The 20,880-nt window shown below is 63.5% G+C and carries 17 protein-coding genes and 1 pseudogene; 12 read left to right on the top strand and 6 right to left on the bottom strand.

The genetic code is table 11. From position 1 onward, the window contains the following. Window positions 1-50 precede the first annotated feature (50 nt). Both JQT59_RS32820 and JQT59_RS32815 read right to left on the bottom strand, forming a co-directional pair. Window positions 51-755, bottom strand: coding sequence for an SDR family NAD(P)-dependent oxidoreductase (locus tag JQT59_RS32820; RefSeq protein ID WP_213573583.1), 705 nt, complete (start codon window positions 753-755; stop codon window positions 51-53). After that, window positions 752-1,561 (bottom strand): TauD/TfdA dioxygenase family protein, encoded by an 810-nt coding sequence (locus JQT59_RS32815; protein WP_249354006.1) that lies wholly within the window; start codon window positions 1,559-1,561, stop codon window positions 752-754. The genes JQT59_RS32820 and JQT59_RS32815 overlap by 4 nt, the downstream gene beginning before the upstream one ends. Window positions 1,562-1,760: 199 nt before the next feature. Here JQT59_RS32815 and JQT59_RS32810 point away from each other — a divergent pair, with 199 nt between their 5' ends. From JQT59_RS32810 to JQT59_RS32760, 12 genes and pseudogenes are all read left to right on the top strand, one after another. Further along, on the top strand, window positions 1,761-3,275 hold the full coding sequence (locus JQT59_RS32810) for an aldehyde dehydrogenase family protein (RefSeq protein WP_213573579.1): 1,515 nt from the start codon (window positions 1,761-1,763) through the stop codon (window positions 3,273-3,275). Then, window positions 3,272-4,477, top strand: a complete 1,206-nt coding sequence (locus JQT59_RS32805; RefSeq protein WP_213573577.1) for a CaiB/BaiF CoA transferase family protein — start codon at window positions 3,272-3,274, stop codon at window positions 4,475-4,477. Before JQT59_RS32810 ends, JQT59_RS32805 begins: the two co-directional genes overlap by 4 nt. 16 nt (window positions 4,478-4,493) lie before the next feature. Then, the gene (locus JQT59_RS32800) at window positions 4,494-5,690 is read left to right on the top strand and encodes an OB-fold domain-containing protein (protein ID WP_213573575.1); all 1,197 of its coding nucleotides are present in this window, start codon (window positions 4,494-4,496) and stop codon (window positions 5,688-5,690) included. Continuing rightward, a complete protein-coding gene (locus JQT59_RS32795) occupies window positions 5,687-6,856 on the top strand; it encodes a thiolase C-terminal domain-containing protein (protein ID WP_213573573.1) in 1,170 nt (389 codons plus the stop codon). The genes JQT59_RS32800 and JQT59_RS32795 overlap by 4 nt, the downstream gene beginning before the upstream one ends. Further along, a pseudogene (locus JQT59_RS37400) lies at window positions 6,853-7,284 on the top strand (carboxymuconolactone decarboxylase family protein); the annotation flags it as partial. The gene JQT59_RS32795 and the pseudogene JQT59_RS37400, both read left to right, overlap by 4 nt. 6 nt (window positions 7,285-7,290) lie before the next feature. Continuing rightward, complete coding sequence (locus JQT59_RS37395) at window positions 7,291-8,238, top strand: NAD(P)-dependent oxidoreductase (protein ID WP_283254097.1); 948 nt, start codon at window positions 7,291-7,293, stop codon at window positions 8,236-8,238. A 5-nt stretch (window positions 8,239-8,243) separates the two neighbouring features. Further along, window positions 8,244-9,197, top strand: coding sequence for an ABC transporter permease (locus JQT59_RS32785; protein WP_213573569.1), 954 nt, complete (start codon window positions 8,244-8,246; stop codon window positions 9,195-9,197). Then, complete coding sequence (locus JQT59_RS32780) at window positions 9,194-10,090, top strand: ABC transporter permease (RefSeq protein ID WP_213573567.1); 897 nt, start codon at window positions 9,194-9,196, stop codon at window positions 10,088-10,090. The genes JQT59_RS32785 and JQT59_RS32780 overlap by 4 nt, the downstream gene beginning before the upstream one ends. A gap of 95 nt (window positions 10,091-10,185) precedes the next feature. Next, entirely contained in the window at window positions 10,186-11,724 is a 1,539-nt protein-coding gene (locus JQT59_RS32775) for an ABC transporter substrate-binding protein (protein ID WP_249354005.1), read from the top strand. Window positions 11,725-11,776: 52 nt separating this feature from the next. After that, window positions 11,777-12,790, top strand: a complete 1,014-nt coding sequence (locus JQT59_RS32770; protein ID WP_213573565.1) for an ABC transporter ATP-binding protein — start codon at window positions 11,777-11,779, stop codon at window positions 12,788-12,790. Next, window positions 12,780-13,778 carry an ABC transporter ATP-binding protein gene (locus tag JQT59_RS32765; protein WP_213573563.1) on the top strand — a complete coding sequence of 333 codons (999 nt, stop codon included), beginning with the start codon at window positions 12,780-12,782 and terminating at the stop codon, window positions 13,776-13,778. The genes JQT59_RS32770 and JQT59_RS32765 overlap by 11 nt, the downstream gene beginning before the upstream one ends. A gap of 356 nt (window positions 13,779-14,134) precedes the next feature. After that, window positions 14,135-17,440 carry a protein kinase domain-containing protein gene (locus JQT59_RS32760; protein ID WP_213573561.1) on the top strand — a complete coding sequence of 1,102 codons (3,306 nt, stop codon included), beginning with the start codon at window positions 14,135-14,137 and terminating at the stop codon, window positions 17,438-17,440. Between the two features lie 29 nt (window positions 17,441-17,469). On the opposite strand, the gene JQT59_RS32755 is transcribed toward JQT59_RS32760, so the two are convergent. From JQT59_RS32755 to JQT59_RS32740, 4 genes are all read right to left on the bottom strand, one after another. Then, window positions 17,470-17,922, bottom strand: a complete 453-nt coding sequence (locus tag JQT59_RS32755; protein WP_213573559.1) for a MaoC family dehydratase — start codon at window positions 17,920-17,922, stop codon at window positions 17,470-17,472. 26 nt (window positions 17,923-17,948) lie between these two features. After that, complete coding sequence (locus tag JQT59_RS32750) at window positions 17,949-18,179, bottom strand: DUF3263 domain-containing protein (protein ID WP_213573556.1); 231 nt, start codon at window positions 18,177-18,179, stop codon at window positions 17,949-17,951. Between the two features lie 82 nt (window positions 18,180-18,261). Next, window positions 18,262-19,701 carry a FadD3 family acyl-CoA ligase gene (locus tag JQT59_RS32745; RefSeq protein ID WP_213573554.1) on the bottom strand — a complete coding sequence of 480 codons (1,440 nt, stop codon included), beginning with the start codon at window positions 19,699-19,701 and terminating at the stop codon, window positions 18,262-18,264. Further along, on the bottom strand, window positions 19,698-20,879 hold the full coding sequence (locus tag JQT59_RS32740; protein ID WP_213573552.1) for an amidohydrolase family protein: 1,182 nt from the start codon (window positions 20,877-20,879) through the stop codon (window positions 19,698-19,700). The genes JQT59_RS32745 and JQT59_RS32740 overlap by 4 nt, the downstream gene beginning before the upstream one ends. Window position 20,880: the final 1 nt, after the last annotated feature.

Here is a 20,880-nt window from a genome sequence, read left to right as displayed (position 1 = left end):
CATTGATAGGCGGCAGATCGGCTCGCGACGGAAGGGGCGAGCGTCGTGCCTCAGGTATTTCGGCCGCCGTTGACGCCGAGAATCTGGCCGGTGATGTATCCGGCTTCCTCGGAGATGAGGAAGGAGCAAGCGGCGGCGATGTCCTCCGGTTGGCCGACGCGCCGGACTGGGGTCTTGCTGATGTGCTGGTCGATCGAGCCGCCGAGGAGGCCCTTCTCCTCGGACCGGCGCAGCATGGGTGTGTCGATGAAACCGGGAGGCACCGCGTTGACCGTGATGCCGCTGGGCCCGTATTCCAGAGCCAGCGATTTGGTGAGCCCGTTGACCGCCGACTTTGCGGATACGTACGCCGACATGAACGGCTGCCCCGAGTGCGCGCTGGACGACGAGATATTGACGATGCGACCCCAGCCCGCATCGACCATGTCCGGAAGCACGGCTTGGACGCAGTGGAAGACGCCGTTCAGATTGACGTCGATCACTCGCTGCCAGTTGTCGGCGGCAATATTGCTGAAGCGCTTGTACAGCTCGAGTCCGGCCCCGTTGACCAGAATCGTGATCGGTCCAAGCTCGTTGCGAATCTTGGTCAGCGCGTCATCGATCTGTGCGCGGTCGGTCACGTCGACCTTGTACTCGAACTCGGATTCTGTGGGTGCGAGATCGAGTACGGCGACCTGGTAGCCGTCCTTGCGCAGGCGTTCGGCGATGGCGCGACCGATGCCGGAGCTACCTCCGGTGACGACAGCTGTTCTCACGACCAGGCCTCGTCGCCCGAGATCGTGGTGCGCCGCATCAGGCGTTCCGAGGACGGGTCGTACGGCAGCGCCCGGTGCAACATTCCGGTGTTGTCCCAGACCACTACGTCACCAACCTTCCATTCGTGGGTGTAGGAGAAGCGTTCCTGGGTGGCCCACCCCAGTAGTTCGTCCAGCAGTGCCCGGCTCTCCTCGGCCTGCATTCCGACGATGTGGTCAGCCGTGGCACCGATGACGAGTGACTTCCGGCCGTCGCGGCGCGTCCACACGAGCGAAGTTTCGTGTGTCGGAAGTTGCCGCCAGCGCGCCACCATCTCATCGGAAGGGTCGGGATGGGCCAGCCGCTGCGCGGCCTCGAAGCTGTGCACCACCCGAAGCCCCTCGTAGCGCTTGCGCTCGTGCTCGGGCAGATTCTCGTAGGCCGCGTAGGTGTTGGCGAACTCGGTTCCGCCGCCGACCATCGCGACGTGCCGGGCGGTGAGCATGGTTGCCTTCGCCGGCACATCGTTGGTGGTGTCGTCGATGTGCCAGTAGAAGGTGCCCTTCAGGTACTCGGCGGAGGGGGCTTTGGCCGGGTCGAGGGAGACCGTGAAGAGCTCTTGGCCCGCGGCTGCCATGCGCACCGTGCCGAGCTTGCGGCTGAACGCCAGCTGGGCGTCGTCGTCGAGGTGCAGGCCACGGATGAGTAGCACGCCCCGCCACTTCAGAGCTTCCAGGCACCGGGCGATCACCGCCTCGTCGTCCAGGTTCTCGACGCCGGTGACTTCCACTCCTAGTGACGGACCTATTGCCGTAGTCTGAATCACAAGAATCTCCCTTCCGTTTTTGAGAACCATACTCTCGGACGACAAGGTGTGGCAACAGTCGATCAGTAACCAGGTGGGGTGTGGCGCCGATCTCAATTGGGGGTATCCCCGCGGCTCACATGTTGTTACATTCTCTGCAGAGCCAATGCATAATTCTCAAATGCGAGAATTGTATTTTCACTTTGAGTGAGGAGAACGGATGTCATCTCAGGACACGGTGTCGGCCGCGAACGGTGGTCACGGAGGCCGTGAGGCCGCGACCGTGCTGGACGTCGACAAGCGCCTGCTGATCGACGGGCAGCTTGTTGCGACCGAGCGGACGTTCGCATCGATCAATCCAGCTACGGGTGACATCGTCGGATATGCGCCTGATGCCGGGGTCGCGGAAGCGGAAGCGAGTATCGCTGCAGCGCGGAGGGCCTTCGACACGACCAGCTGGTCTACCGACGTGGAGTTCAGGATCAAGTGTCTCGACCAGTTCCACCAGGCGCTGCTCGACAATCTCGAGGAGCTCCGCGAACTGACGATCGCTGATGTGGGTGCCACCGTCCAGCTCACACGCGCCAACCAGCTGGAGGCACCTATCCGAATCGTGCGCTACTACGCCGACCTCCTGCGCGAGTACCCGCTGAGCGAAGACCTCGGCGAAATCGACATTTCCGGACAGCGCCACAAGCGATGGGTGGAGAAGGAAGCGGCCGGCGTCGTCTCCGCGATCGTTGCGTACAACTACCCGACGCAGCTCGCGTTGGCCAAGATCATTCCCGCGCTTGCCGCGGGATGCACAGTGGTGCTCAAGGCTGCGCCTGACACGCCGCTCGTCACGCTGGCCCTCGGCGAGATAATCGCGCAACACACCGACATTCCAGCGGGCGTCGTGAACGTCATCAGTTCCTCCGAGATCGCCCCCGGTGAGCTGATGACGACGCACCCCGACGTCGACGTGGTCACCTTCACCGGGTCGACCCCGACCGGACGCCGCATCATGGCGGCGGCGGCAGACACGATGAAGAAAGTGTTCACGGAGCTCGGCGGAAAATCCGCGATGATCGTGCTGGAAGACGCCGATTTCGCGATGGCTGCGAAGTTCGCGGCCGGGACCGTCTGTTCGCACGCCGGTCAGGGGTGCGCTCTGACCACGCGGCTACTCGTGCCGCGAGCGCACCACGACGAGATCGCGAAGATGGTGGCGGGGATCATCCGCCGCATCCCGTTCGGCGATCCGACTGACCCACAGAATTATATGGGCCCTCTCGTGAGTGGTCGTCAGCGCGAGAAGGTCGACGCGATGGTGCAGCGCGCGATCGCTGACGGTGCCGAGTTGCTGGCGGGTGGCACGAACGTCGATCCAGGTTTCTTCTATGAGCCCACGGTCTTGGCGGGCGTGGACCCCAAGAGCGAGATCGCACAAGAGGAAGTGTTCGGACCGGTGCTCGCGATCATCCCGTTCGATGACGACGACGACGCTGTGCGAATCGCCAACGACTCGATCTACGGTCTGTCCGGCGCGGTGATGAGTGCGAGCGACGAACGTGCAATCGCGATAGCCCGGCGCATCCGCACCGGAACGATGGGTATCAACGGCGGGAATTACTTCGGTCCGGACGTCCCGTTCGGTGGTTACAAGCAGTCGGGTATCGGACGTGAATGTGGCCGAGAAGGACTGGAGGAGTTCCTCGAAACCAAGGCCTTCGCGGTCGTGGTGAAGCCGTGAAGCCGCTTGCGGGTATCCGCGTGCTCGAGGTCGCGATGTACGGCTTCGTGCCCTCAGCGGGTGCGGTGCTCGCCGATTGGGGCGCGGAGGTCATCAAGGTCGAGCACGCCGTCACCGGGGACCCGCAGAGGGGGCTCCGCCAGATCGGGCCCCTCCGGGTGGAGGGTGATCCCAATCCCAATGTCGAGCATGCTAATCGCGGCAAGCGGAGTATCGGACTGGACATGGGCCGACCGGAGGGCAAGGCGGTCCTCGACGATCTGGTCCGTCGGTCGGACGTCTTCCTGACCAGTTTCCTTCCTCAGGCCCGCACCAAATTCGGGATCGACGTGGACGACGTCCGCGCAGTGAACCCGAACATCATCTATGCGCGAGGTAGTGCCCTCGGTCCACGTGGTATCGAGGCAGACAAAGGCGGTTACGACATGACCGCTTTCTGGGCGAGGGGCGGCATCGCCGCAACGCTCACACCTCCAGGAGTGGAAGGCATGATCAGTCCGCCGGGACCTGCCTTCGGCGACACCATTTCGGGGACGAATCTTGCCGGGGGTGTCGCAGCGGCGCTCCTGGCCCGCGAGCGCACGGGCACACCGTCGATCGTCGACGTCTCGCTGCTGAGCAGTGGCGTGTGGGCCATGGGACACGGCATTGCGTTGTCAGCTCATCTCGGCAAGGCCATGGTGGCACCCGTCCCTGGTGCCCACGGCGCGCCGACCAATCCGCTGTCGGGGATATACGCCACCGGCGACGGCCGTTACCTGGCATTCGTCATGCTGCAGCCCGCAAAGTATTGGGCAGATGTGTGTCGCCACATCGACCGCCCCGAACTCGCGGATGATCCGCGCTTCGCCGACGCCGCTCAGATCGCCGCCAACACCGACAAGGCCGTCGCGATTCTCGGGGAGGTGCTCGCCACCCGCACCCTCGCGGAGTGGACGGAGCGCTTCGCCACGCTGTCCGGTCCGTGGGGGCCGGTGCAGGATTCACTCCAGGTTTCCGTCGACGCGCAGGTCCGCGCCAACGAATACCTGGTCGAGGCGGGCGAACTCGAACTTGCCGCCAACCCGGTGCAGTTCGACGTCGCTGCCCCCGAGCTTGGCCCGGGTCCCGAGTTCGCGGCCCACACCGACGAGATCCTGGCCGAGCTCGGCTTGGACTGGGATCGCATCATCGCGCTCAAAACGGCGGGCGCTGTTACCTAGATTGCTGGGAGTTCACATGTCATACATCACTTCGATAGGTACGTACCTGCCGTGCTGGGGAACACCCGGGCGCCGTGTGCCGGGTGACGACGAGGATGCGATCACCCTCGCTGTCGAAGCTGGTCGAGCCGCCCTCGACAGCGGCGGCTCGGTCGAGTGTGTCGTGCTCGTCAGCCGCGACCTGCCGTTGATGGAAAGCAGCAACGCTGCTGTGCTGCTCGCCGGCCTGGGGCTCGACCCTGAGCTCGAGGTGACGGAGCGCCTCGGTGGTGCACCGGCGACCCTCGACGCCCTGGGCTCGGCCCGTCCGCGCACGCTGGTCATCGGTGTGGACATCGATGCAGCAGGTGCGGCAGCGGCGCTGACCGCGGAGCGTGGACTGCAGGTTCGCACCGCTGCGCGTATCGCCCGCAGCCTGCCGGTCCGCACGCGCACCGCGAACGGTCTGGTACACGACTACGGTGACCCGCGCCTACTGAAGGAGCGCGGCTTCCTGGCTTCACTGGCAGCGGCGTGGGTGGACACTCCGGTCGCGGTGGCAGGTGTAGAGGAGAAGCAGGTTGCGGCTCTGTGCGCGGGCCCTCCACTGCCACTACCGACAACCGGAGCGAGTTCCGGACTGTTCGCACTCGCCGCGATGGTGGAGTCGGGGTCTACCGGCCCGCTCGTGGGGGTTGAGCAGGCCAGCCTTTCCGGCATCACGGTCGCCGACGGCGCGGCGCACATCAACCGCAGAGAACCGCGAGCGCGTGCCAAGCCGGAGTGTGCGTACATCCCCAGTGCGGACATCCCGATCTCCCTCGCCGCCTACGAGAGGGCATTCGAGGCGAAAGTCCGCTGGGAAGCCGGAAAATACTCCGACAGCGACGAGCTGGACTTTCCGCCCCGATACCGCGTCGACCGTGATGGAACGCTCAGGACCGACTACTCCTTCGTGCCCCTGCCCCGCACTGGAACCGTCTATACCGAGGTGACTGTGCACGTACCGGTACCCGGCCTCCGGACCCCGTACTCGCTGGTGATCGTCGAACTCGACGAGGTGGGCGTTCGCGCGTTGGCGAAGGTAACCGGTATCGAGCCTGGCACCGTCGACATCGGCGATCGCGGTCGCATGGTGCTGCGCCGGGTTGCCGTGCGGTCCGGGGTTCCGGACTACGGCTATGCATTCGAACCCGATCCCACATCCGATCGCGCCCTGGAGGCGGCAGCATGAGAAACGTTGCGATCGTCGGCGCCGGTATGACACCGTTCGCCGAACACTTCACTTTGGGAATCAAGGATCTTTTGCCGATGGCGTTCGCGGAATGCGCCGGCAGCATCGACAAAGGGCTGGACAAGTCCGATCTGCAGGCTGCGTGGTTCGGCTCGATGGGCACCACGGACGGATTTCCGTCCGGAATTCTCGCCGACACGCTCGATATCTCCGACATTCCGGTGACACGGGTCGAGAATTCCTGTGCCACAGGTCATGACGCCATCCGGAACGCCTTGTTCGGGATCGCCTCTGGAGCGTTCGACGTGGCACTCGTCATGGGCGCCGACAAGCTCCGCGAAACCGCGTCGAAGGACATGCTCTGGGAGTGGGAGGCAATGACGCGCGACATGGCCTGGGACTACCCACTGGGCCTCGTCGCACCGGCAGGATTCGCGCTCCACGTTCGCCGGTATCTGCACGAGTCACCCGCCACCCGTGAGCACATGGCGATGGTGGCGGTGAAGAACCACCACCATGCCATCAATAACCCCAAGGCACGGCAGCGCTTCGAGATCACCGTGGAGGAGGCTTTGAACGCGCCGACGGTGGTGACGCCCTTCGGGCTCTATGATTGCGCCCCGCAAAGCGATGGAGCTGCGGCACTCGTTCTCGTATCCGAAGACGTGGTCGACCGGTTCACCGATCGCCCGGTATGGGTTCGCGGCGTCGGCTCCGGACTCGATTCCGTGATGGCGCAACACAAACGGGACATGACGTCGTTTCCGTCGACGGTACGGGCTGCGAAGCAGGCTTTCGCGATGGCGGGACTGTCTCCATCAGACGTCGACGTCGCGGAGGTGCACGACTTCTTCACGGGCATCGAACTCATCAGCTACGAGGACCTCGGATTCGCGGACCGGTTCGAAGGCTTCAAACTCCTCGAGGCGGGCGTCACCAGCGTCGGCGGATCACTACCGGTGAACCCCAGTGGCGGGCTGATCGCCAAGGGACATCCGCCGGGCGCAACCGGTGTCGCACAGTGTGTGGAGTTGTTCGAACAGCTGCGTGGCAGCTCGGTCAATCAGGTCGACGGAGCACGGATCGGATTGGCACACAACGTCGGCGGTCCGACGGCGGTATCGGCAGTCACCATTCTCGAGGGTCCCGGAGGAACCAACCGATGACAGAAACGCTGTCAGATACCAGCTCGATAGAGGACGCCCACCGCGCCCTCTTCGACGCGGGCCTCGCCGTTCGCAGGGAGGTGCTCGGAGATGACTACGTCAACGCTGCGATCACCCGGAATGCGGGTTCCGACGGTGCACCACTGCAGGAGTATGTCAGCGAAACCGTGTGGGGCTCTGTGTGGACCCGTTCCGGTCTCGACCGTCGCAGCCGAAGTCTGATCACTCTTGGAATGCTGGTCGCGCTCAACCAACCGCGAGAGCTCGCCGTACATGTGCGCGCCGGCATCCGCAACGGGTTGACACGCGGAGAGATCACGGAAGCCGTAATTCACGGAACCGCGTATGCCGGTGTACCTGCGGGAGTCGCAGCGATGCGCGTCGTCCAGGAAGCGTTGGACGCCCATCTCGGTCCGTTGAACGCCGAAGACGAGGTGGACGCTCCGAGGATTCCGCTGCCACACCGCAAGGTGGGCTTCGTCGGGCTCGGGGCCATGGGCACTCCGATCGCACGCAATTTCGTCAGCGCCGGTCAGCCGATCGTCGTGCACGATGCCGACCCGGAGGCCCGTCGACGATTCATCGACGACAATCCCACCGCTACCAGTACAGAGAACACCGCCGAGCTGGCGGACTGCGACATAGTCGTCCTCGCCCTACCCAACAGCGACATCGTCGACCAGGTCGTACTCGCTGACGGGGGCTTGCTTTCCTGCCTGAAGCCGGGGAGCATCCTCGTCGACATGGGTTCGAGCGTTCCCGCCCGCACCCAGGCGATCGAGAAGGCCGCGGCAGTCCGAGGAATCGATGTCGTAGACGCTCCCGTCAGTGGTGGGGTGGCGCGCGCGAGAAACGCCGATCTCGCTGTGATGGTCGGAGGCGACCAGTCGGCGATCGACACCGTACTGCCGTTGCTCGAATCGACGGGTCGACAGATCATCCGTGTCGGGCCGGTCGGATCGGGGCACGCTGTGAAGGCGCTCAACAACCTCCTCGCCGCCAACGGTTTGGTGGCCGCCGGCGAGGCACTTCTCGTGGGACGGAAGTTCGGTATCGATCCCGCGACACTGCTGTCCGTGATCAACGCCGGCAGCGGTCGAAATCAGGCAACGGAGACCAAGTACGAAAACTTCGTCCTCTCCCGAACGTTCGCGTCGGGGTTCAGCGCCCGGTTGATGCGCAAGGACATCGGAATTGCCCTCGATCTGGCGCGGCAGCTCGATGCCTCCACGGTCCTCGGTGACGCGCTGGGTCGTGTATGGGGAGAAGCGGTCGAGGATCTCGATCCGGCAGCCGACCAAACGGAAGTAGTGCGCTATCTCGAAAAGCTCAGTGCGGTAACGCTGGACGAGAACGCCCTCCCTTCCCTGTCCGAAAGGTGAGTTCCATGGTTCTCACGGTTACGAAGCGGATCGGCCGCAGCGTGTCGGTGGTGCTACTGGTGACATTTGCCGTGGTGGCGCTCCTCGGGTTGGCGCCGGGGTCGGTGGCGGAGGTGATTCTGGGCGAGAATGCGACACCCGAGGCGGTGGCGGCGATGAATGCCCAACTCGGTCTCGATGCTCCGCTGTGGTCACAGTATGTGTCCTGGCTTTCCGACGCGGTGCGGGGTGACCTTGGAGCATCACCGTTGACCGGGCAGTCGGTGCGAGAGGCGATCGTGGAGCGGTTGCCGGTAACGTTGCAGCTCGCGGCGATGGGATTAACCATCGCGTTGACGGTGGCCCTCATCATGGGTGTTCTGTCGGCGTCGCGGCCGGGCAGTGCGCTCGATCGGGGCACGAATGCAGTGTCGGCGGTGTTCTTGTCGGTGCCCGCATTTATCGCGGGCCCGGTGCTGATCTACTTCTTCGCGATTCAGTTCCAGTGGTTCCCGGTGATGGGGTGGTCGCAGATCAGTGACGGGCTGGGGCCGAATCTGCGGAGCGCCATGTTACCCGCAATCGCAATCGCGTTGACGGAGATCGCATCGTTCCACCGGTTGCTGCGTACCGACCTGATCGGGACGTTGCGGGAGGACTTCATCGCCTCGGCGCGGGCGAAGGGAATGCCTCGCGGATACGTGATGTTCCGGCATGCGCTGCGGCCCTCCTCGTTCTCCCTGATCACCGTGGCGGGGATCAATCTGGGGCGGTTGATCGGAGGGACGGTCATCGTCGAGACATTGTTCGGACTACCGGGTTTGGGGCAGCTGGTGGCATCGTCGATCACCTCGCGTGACGTGATCATGGTGCAGGGCATCGTCGTGTTCATTGCGGTGGTCTACGTGGGGATCAACACGGTCGTCGATCTGAGTTACTCAGTGATCGACCCGCGGGTGCGAAAGGTGGCCGGAGCATGACCGATGTGGCGGTAGATCAGACAGTACGTACGGATCCAGGTCCGGCGGTGGACTTGCCGGCGGTTCCGGTAGTTCGCAAGCGCCGGTCGCTGCTGGTGTATCTGTCGGTGCTGTGGCTGGTGGTGTTGATAGCGGCGGCGTTGCTGGCCGCCGTACTGCCGTTGGCCCCGTTCGCCACTCCGGTGGCGGCACCGCGACTGGGGCCGCAATTCGGCTCACTCGAACTGTTGCTGGGCACGGACACGTTGGGTCGGTCGATGTTGTCACGCATCATCTACGGCGCCCGTGTCTCGCTCGTGGTGGGTACGGTAGCTGGATTGGTGGGATTTGTGATCGGGTCATTGATCGGACTGTTCGCCGGCTACTTCGGTAAGCGTCTCGATGCCGGCGTGTCGCTGGTGGCCGATGCGATGCTGGCGTTCCCGCCCTTGATCCTCCTGCTGGCGTTGGCGTCGATCCTCGAACCCAGCGTACCGACGATATTGCTGGGACTCACGTTGTTGGTGATCCCTGCTTTCATTCGGTTGTCGCGGGCCAACACGATGTCTTGGTCGTCGCGGGAATTCGTTCGTGCTGCCCGCAATATCGGCGCGGGTAATTTTCGGATACTTTTTCGGGAAATCCTGCCGAACCTGTTGGCTCCGTTGGCGGCGTATCTGCCGATCGTGATGGCGGCGTTGATCGTGGCGGAGGGATCGTTGAGTTTTCTCGGTCTGGGAATTCCTCCGCCGCAACCGAGTTGGGGCGGAATGATCAACGACGGCAAGGACGCGATCGCCACGTCACCACACCTTGTGTTCGTCCCCGCATTGGTCATCTTCTTCACCGTTTTCGCCCTCAACCAGGTCGGCGATCATCTCCGCACCAAGTTCGACCGGACCATGCACGACTGAACCGGCGAGGTCCTTCGCCACACCATATCTGCATTACCAGCTTCCACCTTCCCGAGAGGTCCATGATGTTTCGATCCAGACGTATTCTGACCGCGATGGTCGCGGCATGCGCCGGAGCACTGCTCTTCAGCGCCTGCGGTGGCACGGGTTCTGCCGCCGGCGGCAAGTCCGAGGGTGGTGAACCCATCGCCGGTGGTGTGGCTCGCGTCCTGCAAACCGGCGAGCCGCGGAACCTCGACCCCGCCAGCCTGTCCAATACCTGGGCCCACCAGCCCGTGCTCGGCAACGCTCTATACGGAACGTTGATGATCAACAATCTCGAGAACTTCGATCTCGAATACAAGATGGCGACCGGATTCTCCACCACCGACGGCGGAGCCACGTTCACTCTCACGCTGCAGCCGGGCCTGAAGTTCACCGACGGCAGTCCGCTCGACGCGGCAGCGGTCAAGTTCAACTGGGACCGGCTGCGCGACCCTGCCCTGGGATCGACGACCATTCGCCAGGCAGTCCAGGTGGCGTCGTCGGAGGTCATCGACCCCACCACGCTGAAGGTGACTCTGGTGGCGCCGAATCCGCACTTCGGCCAGTCCGTGGTCGCCGGTGCATTGAATTGGATTGCGTCACCGACGGCGCTTCAGAAGGGGCAGGCGTCTTTCGACGAGAATCCGGTCGGCGCGGGACCGTTCACTCTGGTCGATTGGGTCCGGCAGGACAAGATCGAGCTGCAGAAGAACCCCGGCTATTGGGATGCACCGAAGCCGTATCTCGAAGGCCTGACAATCAAGACGGTGAGTGACAGCAATCAGCGGGTCAACACGATCATGACCGGTGGTGCGGATCTGGCATCGGAGACGAACTGGGCTAATTTGAACAAGGCGGAAGGTGCTGGACTACAGACCGAGGTCGTACCCACCGGTGGCGGTCAGATCGTCGCCATGAACTTCCGTCATGCTCCGTTCGATGACGAGCGGGCACGCCGGGCGGTCGCACTCGCCGTGGACCTGGATGCACTGAACACGGTCGTCTACAACGGCGAGGGCGTCGTTCCCAAGACACTGTTCGAGGAATCCTCGCCGTACTACGCCGATATCCCACTGCCTACACCGGATAGTGACGAGGCGCAGAAATTGTTCGATGAACTGGCCGCCGAGGGCAAGCCGGTCTCGTTCACCTTCCTGTCCTACACGACGACGGAAAGCAAAGCCGTAGCCGAAGGTCTGCAGGCTCAGCTGAGCGCGTTCGATAACGTCGAGGCCAAAATTGAGGTCGTGGACTTCGCAGTGGCGACCGCACGCGCGGCCGCGCGGGACTTCGACATGATCATCTCCTCCGCAGTGGTACAGGATCCGGACTTCCCGTTATGGACCGCGTTCCACGGCGCCTCGCCTGGAAACTTCACGGGCATCAATGATCCTGAACTCAGCACCGCGCTCGACGCCGGTCGCACTGCCGAGAGTGTCGAGGAGCGCAAGGAGGCGTACGAGACGGTACAGAAGCGGCTTGTTCAATTGAATCCGGGTCTCTGGTACGTCCGGGCGGTGCCCTCCGTCGTCGTAGGAAAAGACATGAACGGTGTCGACTTGTACACCTGGGGTTCGCCGTTGCCCGAAGAGCTGTGGACCACGAAGTAGTCGGCAGCAGAGGGAAACAGCTGACAACCGAAGGGATGGAGCCGGACTCGTCATGAATACTCAGTCGTTGCTCGAAGTGAAGAATTTGCGCGCCTATATCGGCACGCCTCGTGGGACCGTGCGTGCAGTGGACGACGTGTCGTTCACGGTGGAAGCGGGACAGGCACTGGGGATCGTCGGTGAGTCCGGCTCTGGTAAGTCCGTCTTGGCCCGGGCCGTGATGGGGCTGATGCCGCCGCGCTCGGCCCGCTCGGGTGAGGTGACCTTCCAGGGCCGGGATCTGCTGGCTCTGAGCAAGAAGGAGAGTCTCGACATTTGGGGTAAGCAGATTGCCATGGTCTTCCAAGACCCCGGCCGATCCCTGAACCCGGTAGTGCGAGTGGAAAGGCAACTCACCGAAGGGATGCGCCGGCACCTGGGCATCACCCGATCCGAGGCTCACGGCCGGGCCCTCGATCTCTTGCGGGAGGTCGGGGTGCCCGACCCGGAACGACGGCTCCGCAACTACCCGCACGAAATGTCCGGTGGTATGCGTCAGCGGGTGATGATCGCCATCGCCTTGGCGTGCGAACCGGACCTTCTGATTGCCGACGAGCCGACCACTGCGCTGGACGTCACGATCCAGCGGCAGATCCTCGATCTGCTCCGCCGGATTCAGCGCGAACGCGGCATGGCGATGATGCTCATCAGCCACGATCTCGCCGTGGTTGCGGGCCGCACCGACCGCGTCTCGGTAATGTATGCAGGTCGGCTCGCCGAGATCGGCTCTACCCGTGAGATATTCGAGGACCCGAGGCATCGCTACACGGAAGCGTTGCTGGGCGCGACCCCCACCATCGACCACGAACGGCATGCGCCGCTGCGACTGATCGCGGGTTCACTTCCAGATCCCACACAACCCCCGGAGGGGTGCCGATTCGCACCCCGCTGCGAACATGCCGATGAGGAATGTCGAATCTCCGGTCCGGAGCGGCAGTCCGTGGGTGTGGACCATCACGTGTTCTGTGTGCACCCGGCTGCCACCGCGGCATCCGTACTTTCCGGAGGTGGAAAACATGGCTGGTAGCGGTAGCGCTCACCTCCGCGGCGAGCAGGCACTGCTCAGTGTGCAGGATCTCGTCGTGGAGTACCCGACAGGTGCGGGCACCGTGCAGGCAGTGTCGAAGATCAGTTTCGACGTGCTGCCCGGAGAAACCCTCGGCATCGTCGGAGAGTCGGGATGCGGCAAGTCCACTACGGGGCGGGCCGTGCTGCGGCTCGACCGCCTCACTGCGGGACGTATCCGATTCGGTGACGATTGGATCGAAGAAGTGGACGAGAAACGCATGCGCGCACTGCGACGCGACATGCAGATGATCTTCCAGGATCCGGTGGGCTCGCTCAATCCGCGCCGATCCGTCAAGGACATCGTGGTCGAGGGATTGGCAGTGGCCGGTGCACCATCGTCCGAGCGTGCCACCACCTCCGTTGCCGTCCTCGAACAGGTCGGCCTGGCCGGCAGTCGGTTCGCCGACATGCTGCCCCGTCAGCTGTCGGGTGGACAGGCACAGCGAGTTGCCATCGCCCGGGCGTTGGCCCTCAGCCCCCGGCTCCTGATCTGTGATGAACCGGTCTCCGCGCTCGACGTGTCAGTCCAAGCCCAGATTCTCAACCTGATCGAAGAACTGAAGGTCGAGTTCGATCTGACGGTCGTCTTCATCGCCCATGACCTCGGTGTCGTGCGGACCGTCAGCGACAATGTGATGGTCATGTACCTCGGCAAGATCTGCGAGTTCGGTGACTCGATCGACGTATACGACTATCCGGCGCATCCCTACACCCGCGCTCTCCTCGACTCCGTGCCACTGACCGACCCCGAAAAGGGGTTTGCCGGTCCGGCGTTGGAAGGTGACGTGCCCTCCCCGCTGGCGCCGCCGACGGGTTGCCGGTTCCGTACCCGTTGTCCACAAGCACAACAAAAGTGCGCCACAGAGGAGCCCGAGGTACGGGAAGTGCGACCCGGCCAGTTCGTCGCCTGCCATTATCCGTTACCTCCGCAGGCGCCGAAGAAATAGCTTTCGCATGACGTGCCGGCCCTCCGGCACCTGCCTTGATCACCGGGGCTGCGCGTGGCCACGCGTGGCGCGTGCAAGATCGACAATCGGACGCTGTCGGCCACCGTCGACAGCGTCCGATTGGGCACACCCTGTGACAACACGAAGTCGTTGTTTCCACCAGTCGACGCATGCTCCTTGATTGTCGATGCAGGGCGATTCCGTGCTCGCATCCCAGGTGGATGGACCGGCCGTATTCGGACGTGCGTGTCTCTTCGAGTCACGTAGCGGTGGCGATATCATCGAAGGACCCCGGGCGAGAGGTGAGTGCGGGCTGCCCAGGGCCGGGGGTCGCGAACAGATGAGTTGGCCGAGCTATGAACGAAGACGATCCAGTCGACACGCAGCGGTGTGTTGTTCCCACAGTAGCCGCCGAGCTCGAAGCGGCGGGGTTCGTCGACGTCCAGGAAATCGGGCGCGGTGGCTTCGGTGTGGTGTATCGCTGTACCCAGCCGGAACTGGACCGCACCGTCGCGGTGAAGGTACTTACCACCGATCTCGACGAGGAAAATCGGGCCCGCTTCTTCCGGGAGCAGCGCGCGATGGGCCGGCTGAGCGGGCACCCGAACATCGTCAATGTCCTGCAGGTGGGCGCAACCGAGCGCAACAGTCCCTACCTCGTGATGCAGTACCACTCGCAGGGGTCGCTGGAGACGCGGATCCGGAGGCGCAGTTCTCTTTCGTTGTCGGAGGTGCTGACGCTCGGGGTGAAGATGGCCGGGGCTGTGGCGGCGGTGCATCAGCTCGGCGTTCTGCATCGCGATGTCAAGCCCGCGAATATTCTTCTGACCGACTACGGTGAGCCGGCGCTTGCAGATTTCGGGATCGCGCACATCGCCGGCGGCTTCGAGACCCGCGCCGGCGTTGTGACCGGTTCACCGGCGTTCACTGCCCCGGAGGTCCTGAAGGGTGAACCGCCCAGCCAAGCCTCGGACATCTACAGCCTCGGTGCAACTCTCTTCAGCGCTCTGACTGGTCACGCGGCGTTCGAGCGGCGAAGCGGTGAGCAGGTGGTCGCCCAGTTCGTGCGGATCACCAAGCAGCCGATGCCGGACCTACGTGAGCGCGGCGTAGAGGACGACGTAGCCGCACTCATCGAACAAGTGATGTCACCGAATCCGCAGGACCGGCCGTCCGCTACACGACTGGGTGGTGAACTTCGTGAGATGCAGCGCAAGCACGGCTTTGCGATTGACGAAATGGCGCTGCCCGCCACGCCGGCCACACAGCCGCGAGAGGCCACCGTCCGCTCCGGCTTCGACTCCGTGGAGGAACCTGACCTTGCGCACTACTCGTCGTCCGCGAACGCCGTTCGGGGTATGAGGGGAAACCTTCCTCTCGAACTATCCAGTTTTGTCGGTCGCCGTACTGAAGCCGGCGACGTGAAGCACATGCTCTCGGTGTCACATCTCGTGACCTTGACCGGGGTAGGCGGTGTCGGCAAGACCCGTTTGGCGCGGCGCGTGGGCGAGAGGGTCCAACGTGCGTATCGCGACGGGGTGTGGCTGGTGGAGTTGGGGGAACTTGCCGACGACTCGCTGCTGACCGGGGTGGTGGCCGCCGCGCTGGGATTGCGCGATCACCCGGCACGGCCGTTGGGTGACGTGTTGGTCGAGTTCCTGGCGACGCGGGAGCTGCTGCTGATTTTCGACAATTGTGAGCAAGTGTTGGACGCGACCGCGGAGCTGGCGGAGACACTCTTGAAGAGCTGTCCGGATCTGCGGATTCTTGCGACGAGCCGCGAGCCTCTCGGGATCGGTGGGGAGGCCGCATTGCGGGTGCCGCCGCTGACTGTGCCGAGGGTGGATAAGGAGCCGTCGCTGCAGGGCCTGCCTCGCTACGACGCTGTCTCGCTGTTCGCCGACCGGGCCACCTCCGCGGTCCCGGGGTTCCAACTGACCGAGGAGAACAAGGCCGCTGTGGCTCAAATCTGTTACCGTCTGGATGGATTGCCATTGCCGATCGAGTTGGCGGCCGCCCGGTTGCGGGTGATGTCGCCGGAACAGATCCTGCAGCGGCTCACCGACCGGTATGCGTTTTTGACCCGCGGCAGTCGGGGGGCGCCGGCACGACAGCAGACGTTGCGGTTATGTGTCGATTGGAGCTTCGAGCTGTGTACTCGGCAGGAACAACGGGTGTGGGGACGGGCGTCAGTGTTCGCGGGCAGCTTCTCACTGGACGCCGCCGAGCAGGTGTGCGGCGTCGGCATGGCTTCGGAGGAGCTGCTCGAAGCCGTAACGTCGCTGGTAGACAAGTCAGTTCTGAATCGGGAAGAATCCGGGACGATGGTGCGCTTCCGGCTGCTCGAAACCTTGCGTGAGTACGGTCAGGAGAAGCTGCGGCAGAGTGGCGAGTATGTAGAACTGCGCCGACTGCATCGGGATTGGTGTGAGCGTCTGGCGCTGGCTGCGAAGGCCGACTGGATCAGTTCACGGCAAACAGAATGGATTGGCAGGCTCACGCGGGAGCAGCCGAATCTGCGGGACGCACTGGATTTCTCTGTATCCGACAACTCCGGCACTGGTCTGCGGATCGCCGACGCCATGTTTCCGTTCTGGAACTCACGAGCTATGTTCAGTGAGGGTCGGCACTGGCTCGGCCGACTCCTTGCTCATCCGTCCGGCCAACCGACGGTGGAACGAGCAGATGCGCTCTGCACGGGCATTGTGCTGGCCGGGTTGCAGGGAGACCTCGAGGCGGGAAATGCCCTTCTGGAAGAGGCGCGTGCCATAGCCAAACCGACGGACGACCCGAGGATGCAGGCCATCATCGGACGCGCCGAAGGCAGCCTCGCGTTGTACAGCGGGGACTTGGCCCAGGCTTGTGTGCATTTCGAGAGCGTCCTCGCATCGTTCGGCCCCAAGGATGATGCCTCACGAATAGGCGTTCTGCAGTTACTGGGGAGGGCGTATGGACAGCTCGGCGAGTTGCAGCGAGAGATCGAATGCTGTCAGCAGATACTCACGGTCACCGAAACCAGTGGCGAAGTGCTGTACCGGTCGTACGCTCTGAGGGCCATGGCCGTTGCCATCTGGCGGCAGGGAAATCCCAATCGTGCGGCAGAGCTACTCGAGAAGTCCTTACAGCTGACACGAAAGGGAAGCGGATTTCTTACTGCCGCAGCGTGTCTCGAGGTACTGGCCTGGACCGCGGAAACTGGGCCGGACGTGAAGCGAGCCGCAGTACTGATGGGCGCGGCCGAGGAGTTGGCGCGGTCGATGGGCAGCTTCACGGCGTTGTTCCCCGAGTTGCAGATACACCATGAGCAATGCAAGCGGACAGTTCGTCAGGCGCTCGGTGAACAGGCATTCGAGCTGGCTCGCAGCGAAGGCCGGTGCCTCAATTTCGACGCCGCGATCGCGTACGCGCTCCGCGAACAAGCTGCGGATAACGCTAAGGCGCAGGCTTCGGCCGCAACTTCACTCACACTGACGAAGCGAGAACGTCAGGTCGCCACACTCGTCGCCGAGGGTCTGACCAATAGGGCCATTGCTGCCCGCCTTGTAATTTCGCCACGCACGGCCCAGGGGCACGTCGAGCACATTCTGACCAAACTCGGGTTCACCTCCCGGACACAGATCTCGGCGTGGGTCGCGGATCAGGCCACTCGTGACCGAGATTGACGTGGGATGGGCCGACCCGTTCTGGTACATCAAACCAGGTATCGCGCAAGATTGTCCGCGACGCAGGCTGGGCGCTGCGCGCCCTCGGTGGCGATCGTGACGGTTCGTGCGACCTGCACACCGCCGGGGATGTCGGTGACGGAGGTGAGCACGACGGTACCGCGAACTCGGCTACCGACGGGCACTGGAGTGATGAACCGTGTCCTGCCGAGCCCGTAATTGAGGGCCATACGGGCGCCACTGACCGTCATGACCTGCTGGATGATCGGAGCAAGCAGAGAGAGCGTCAGAAATCCGTGTGCGATTGTGCAGCCGTAAGGACCGCTCGCGGCGCGCTCGGTGTCGACGTGGATCCATTGATCATCATCGGTGGCGGCCGCGAAGCGGTCGATACGTTCCTGGTCGACGGTGATCCAGTCACTGGTGCCGATCTCGGTCCCGGCGGCCGCGCGGAGCATGTCGAAGTTGGCGAAGTCTCTCATGTATGTCCTTTTCTGCGTCGCCCACATCATCCCGCTCGGGTCTGCGGCACATGCAATCTGCGGTCACAAATATCAGTCAGTTGTGTGACGAGGTGGGGCGTCAGCTGATGCCATCGGTGAGTGGACAGGAGCCGGCGCAGTCGGAAGAAGAACTGGTATGCGGGAATACCGAACTCGACGAAGATGTCCTCGTCGGGTCCGCCGTCCCAATGCCGCCACTTGATTGCGAATTCGATCATCGCGCTGTCGGTGTCCATTACGGTCCTCCTATGTCGAAGGGTGAGTTCTGCGTCTACGCCGGGTCCTGTCTTCGCGCGGCCGGCGTGGTTAAGGAGGGTGTTACCCCACCAGATCTTTCAAGTGCTCCTTCATGACCTTGCCGGTGGCGTTCAACGGGAGCGAGTCGACGAACCGAACGGTCCGCGGCACCTTGAACCCCGCCATTCGCTGACGGCTCCAGGCGATCAGATCCTCGGCGGTGACAGGGTTCTTCGCGACCACGAACGCCTTCCCTACCTGGCCGAGCCGCTCGTCGGGGACGCCGATCACCGCTACTTGGTCGACTGCGGGGTGCTCGAGCAGGAATCCCTCTATCTCGGCCGGGTAGGCATTGAAACCGCCGACGATGTACATGTCCTTCTTGCGGCCGATGATGCGCAACCGGCCCCCGTCGTCGAGGGTCCCCAGATCCCCGGTGTGCAACCAGCCGTCGGCATCGATGGCTTCCGCGGTCGCGGCCGGATCATCGAGGTAACCCTGCATGACGGTGTAACCCCGGATCAACACTTCGTTGTCGGCTGCGATCCGCAATTCGACTCCCTCGCAGGGTGTGCCGACGGTCGTCGCAATTTCTTCGAAGGTGTCGCCGGGTCGCGAGGCGGTTGCCGTCCCACCCTCGCTGAGGCCGTACCCGGTCATGATGGTCTCGAACGGCAGTTCGTCGTGAATTCGCCGGATGAGTTCGACCGGGATGTCCGCTGAACCGGTCACCGCTGCACGCAAGGACGAGAGATCCCAGTTCCCCTGTGCTGCCAGAAGCGACTGATACAGAGTCGGCGGACCGGGCAGCATGGTCACCTTCTCCTTCTCCACCAGTTCGAGTACCCGATCGACCTCGAGTACGGGCACGGGCAGGATGGTGGCGCCCCGAATCAGGGAGGCGATCACACCTGCCTTGTAACCGAACATGTGGAAGAACGGATTGACGATCAGATAACGGTCACCTTCCCGCAGATCCGCCAGATCGCACCACTCCGAGAAGAGGCGGAGCGTCTGGCGGTGGTTCATCATGACGCCCTTCGGACGGCCGGTCGTACCGGACGTGTACATGATGTCGGCGATGTCTTCGCCGCTGACCTCACATTCGAAGGGCTGGCCGTCCGAGAGAAAGGCCGATTTGAGATCGATCACGGGCACACCATCTGGTCCCGAGTACTGGACACCGAGGAAACCCTGCTCGACCAGCAGAAGTTTCGCGCCGCTGCGCCGGATGATGTCTTCGGCCTCGTCCTGCTTGTACCGGGTGTTCACGGGAACGAGCACGCCGCCGGCGGTCAGCAGACCGAACGCGGCGACGATCCATTCGGCCGAGTTCGGTGCCCAGAGGGCCACCCGGTCACCCTTGTCGATGCCGGCCGAAGCGAATGCCCCTGCGGCTCGCCGAACTCGGCCGGCGAGTTCGGCGAAGGTGATCCGAAGCGGCCCGTCGACGACCGCTTCGGCAGTGCCGAAGCGGTCGCCCGCGCTCAGGACCATCTGGGGGATGGTCTCCCACGTCATAGATTCATCAACCTCGCGAGGTTGCCACCCATGATCTTGGCCTGATCCTTCTCCTCCAGGTGTCCGAGCATGTCAGCGAAGTGCCGCGGTTGTGCCAGACCTTCCGGGTGCGGGTAGTCGGACCCGAACAGCACCTGGTCGACACCGATCAGTTCGATCAGGTCGGTCACGCCCTCCTCATAGAAGGGGCTGACATGGATGCTGCGCTTGATCGCCTCCACCGGATCTTGCATACCGAAGCCCTCGGGGGCCTTCTTGTACGTGTCGGCCAGGACGTCGAGCAGAGGCTTCAGCCAACTCGAGCCGTTCTCGATGACAGCGAGCTTGATATCGGGGAAGCGGAACAGCGCGCCGTGGCAGACCCACGAGGCCACCGTGTCCTGCACGGGCCGCCATTCGTTGACCATCCGGAACGTGTTCGTCTGGAACGGCAGCATTTCACCGTCGCTGCCCTCCCACTCTGCGTCGTGCCGGGCGTAGCCGCTGTCCGAGGAATGCATCGCGACCAGGATGTCGAGCTCGACGACACGCTTCCAGAAGGGGTCGAACTCGGGGAGGGCGAACGAGCGGGAACCCTTGTAGCCGGGGACCGGTGCGGGGCGGATGAGAATCGCCCTGGCGCCTCGCTCGACCACCCACTCCAACTCCTCGATCGCCTTGTCGACGTTCGGCAGTGTAATCACCGGTGTGGTGAAGATACGGTCCTCGTAGTTGAAATTCCATGTCTCGTACAGCCACTCGTTGAGCGCGTGGACGACAACATGGATCAGGTCCGGATCGTCACGCATGCGCTCCTCGACGAGGCTGGCCAGGGTCGGGAACATCAATGTCCGCTGCACGCCCAGCTCGTCGAGCAGCTCGAGGCGAGCGGCCGGCTCACGAAAGGCCGGGATCGACTTCATCGATTTGCCGAAGATCTCACGCCGGCTCTTGCCCTCGGGATTGCCGTTCTTGAAATAGTCCTCCATCGAGCCGGGCCGAGCGACCACGTCGAAGGTGGGGTTGGGGATGTAATCGCTGATCTGGCCGCGAATTGCGATCTTGGTGCGGCCGTCGACCTGCACATACTTGATCGCATCCTTGTACTTCTCGGGAAGGAACTTGGTAAGGGCCTCCTCGGTCTCGTACAGGTGGTTGTCCGCGTCGAACAGCGGATACGGCAAGTCGTTCACTGGCATG

Source organism: Rhodococcus sp. USK13, from assembly GCF_018343855.1.
Lineage (GTDB): Bacteria > Actinomycetota > Actinomycetes > Mycobacteriales > Mycobacteriaceae > Rhodococcus_F > Rhodococcus_F oxybenzonivorans.
Note: the sequence above shows the minus strand (reverse complement) of the source record. Positions and strands in the feature narration are given on the sequence as shown.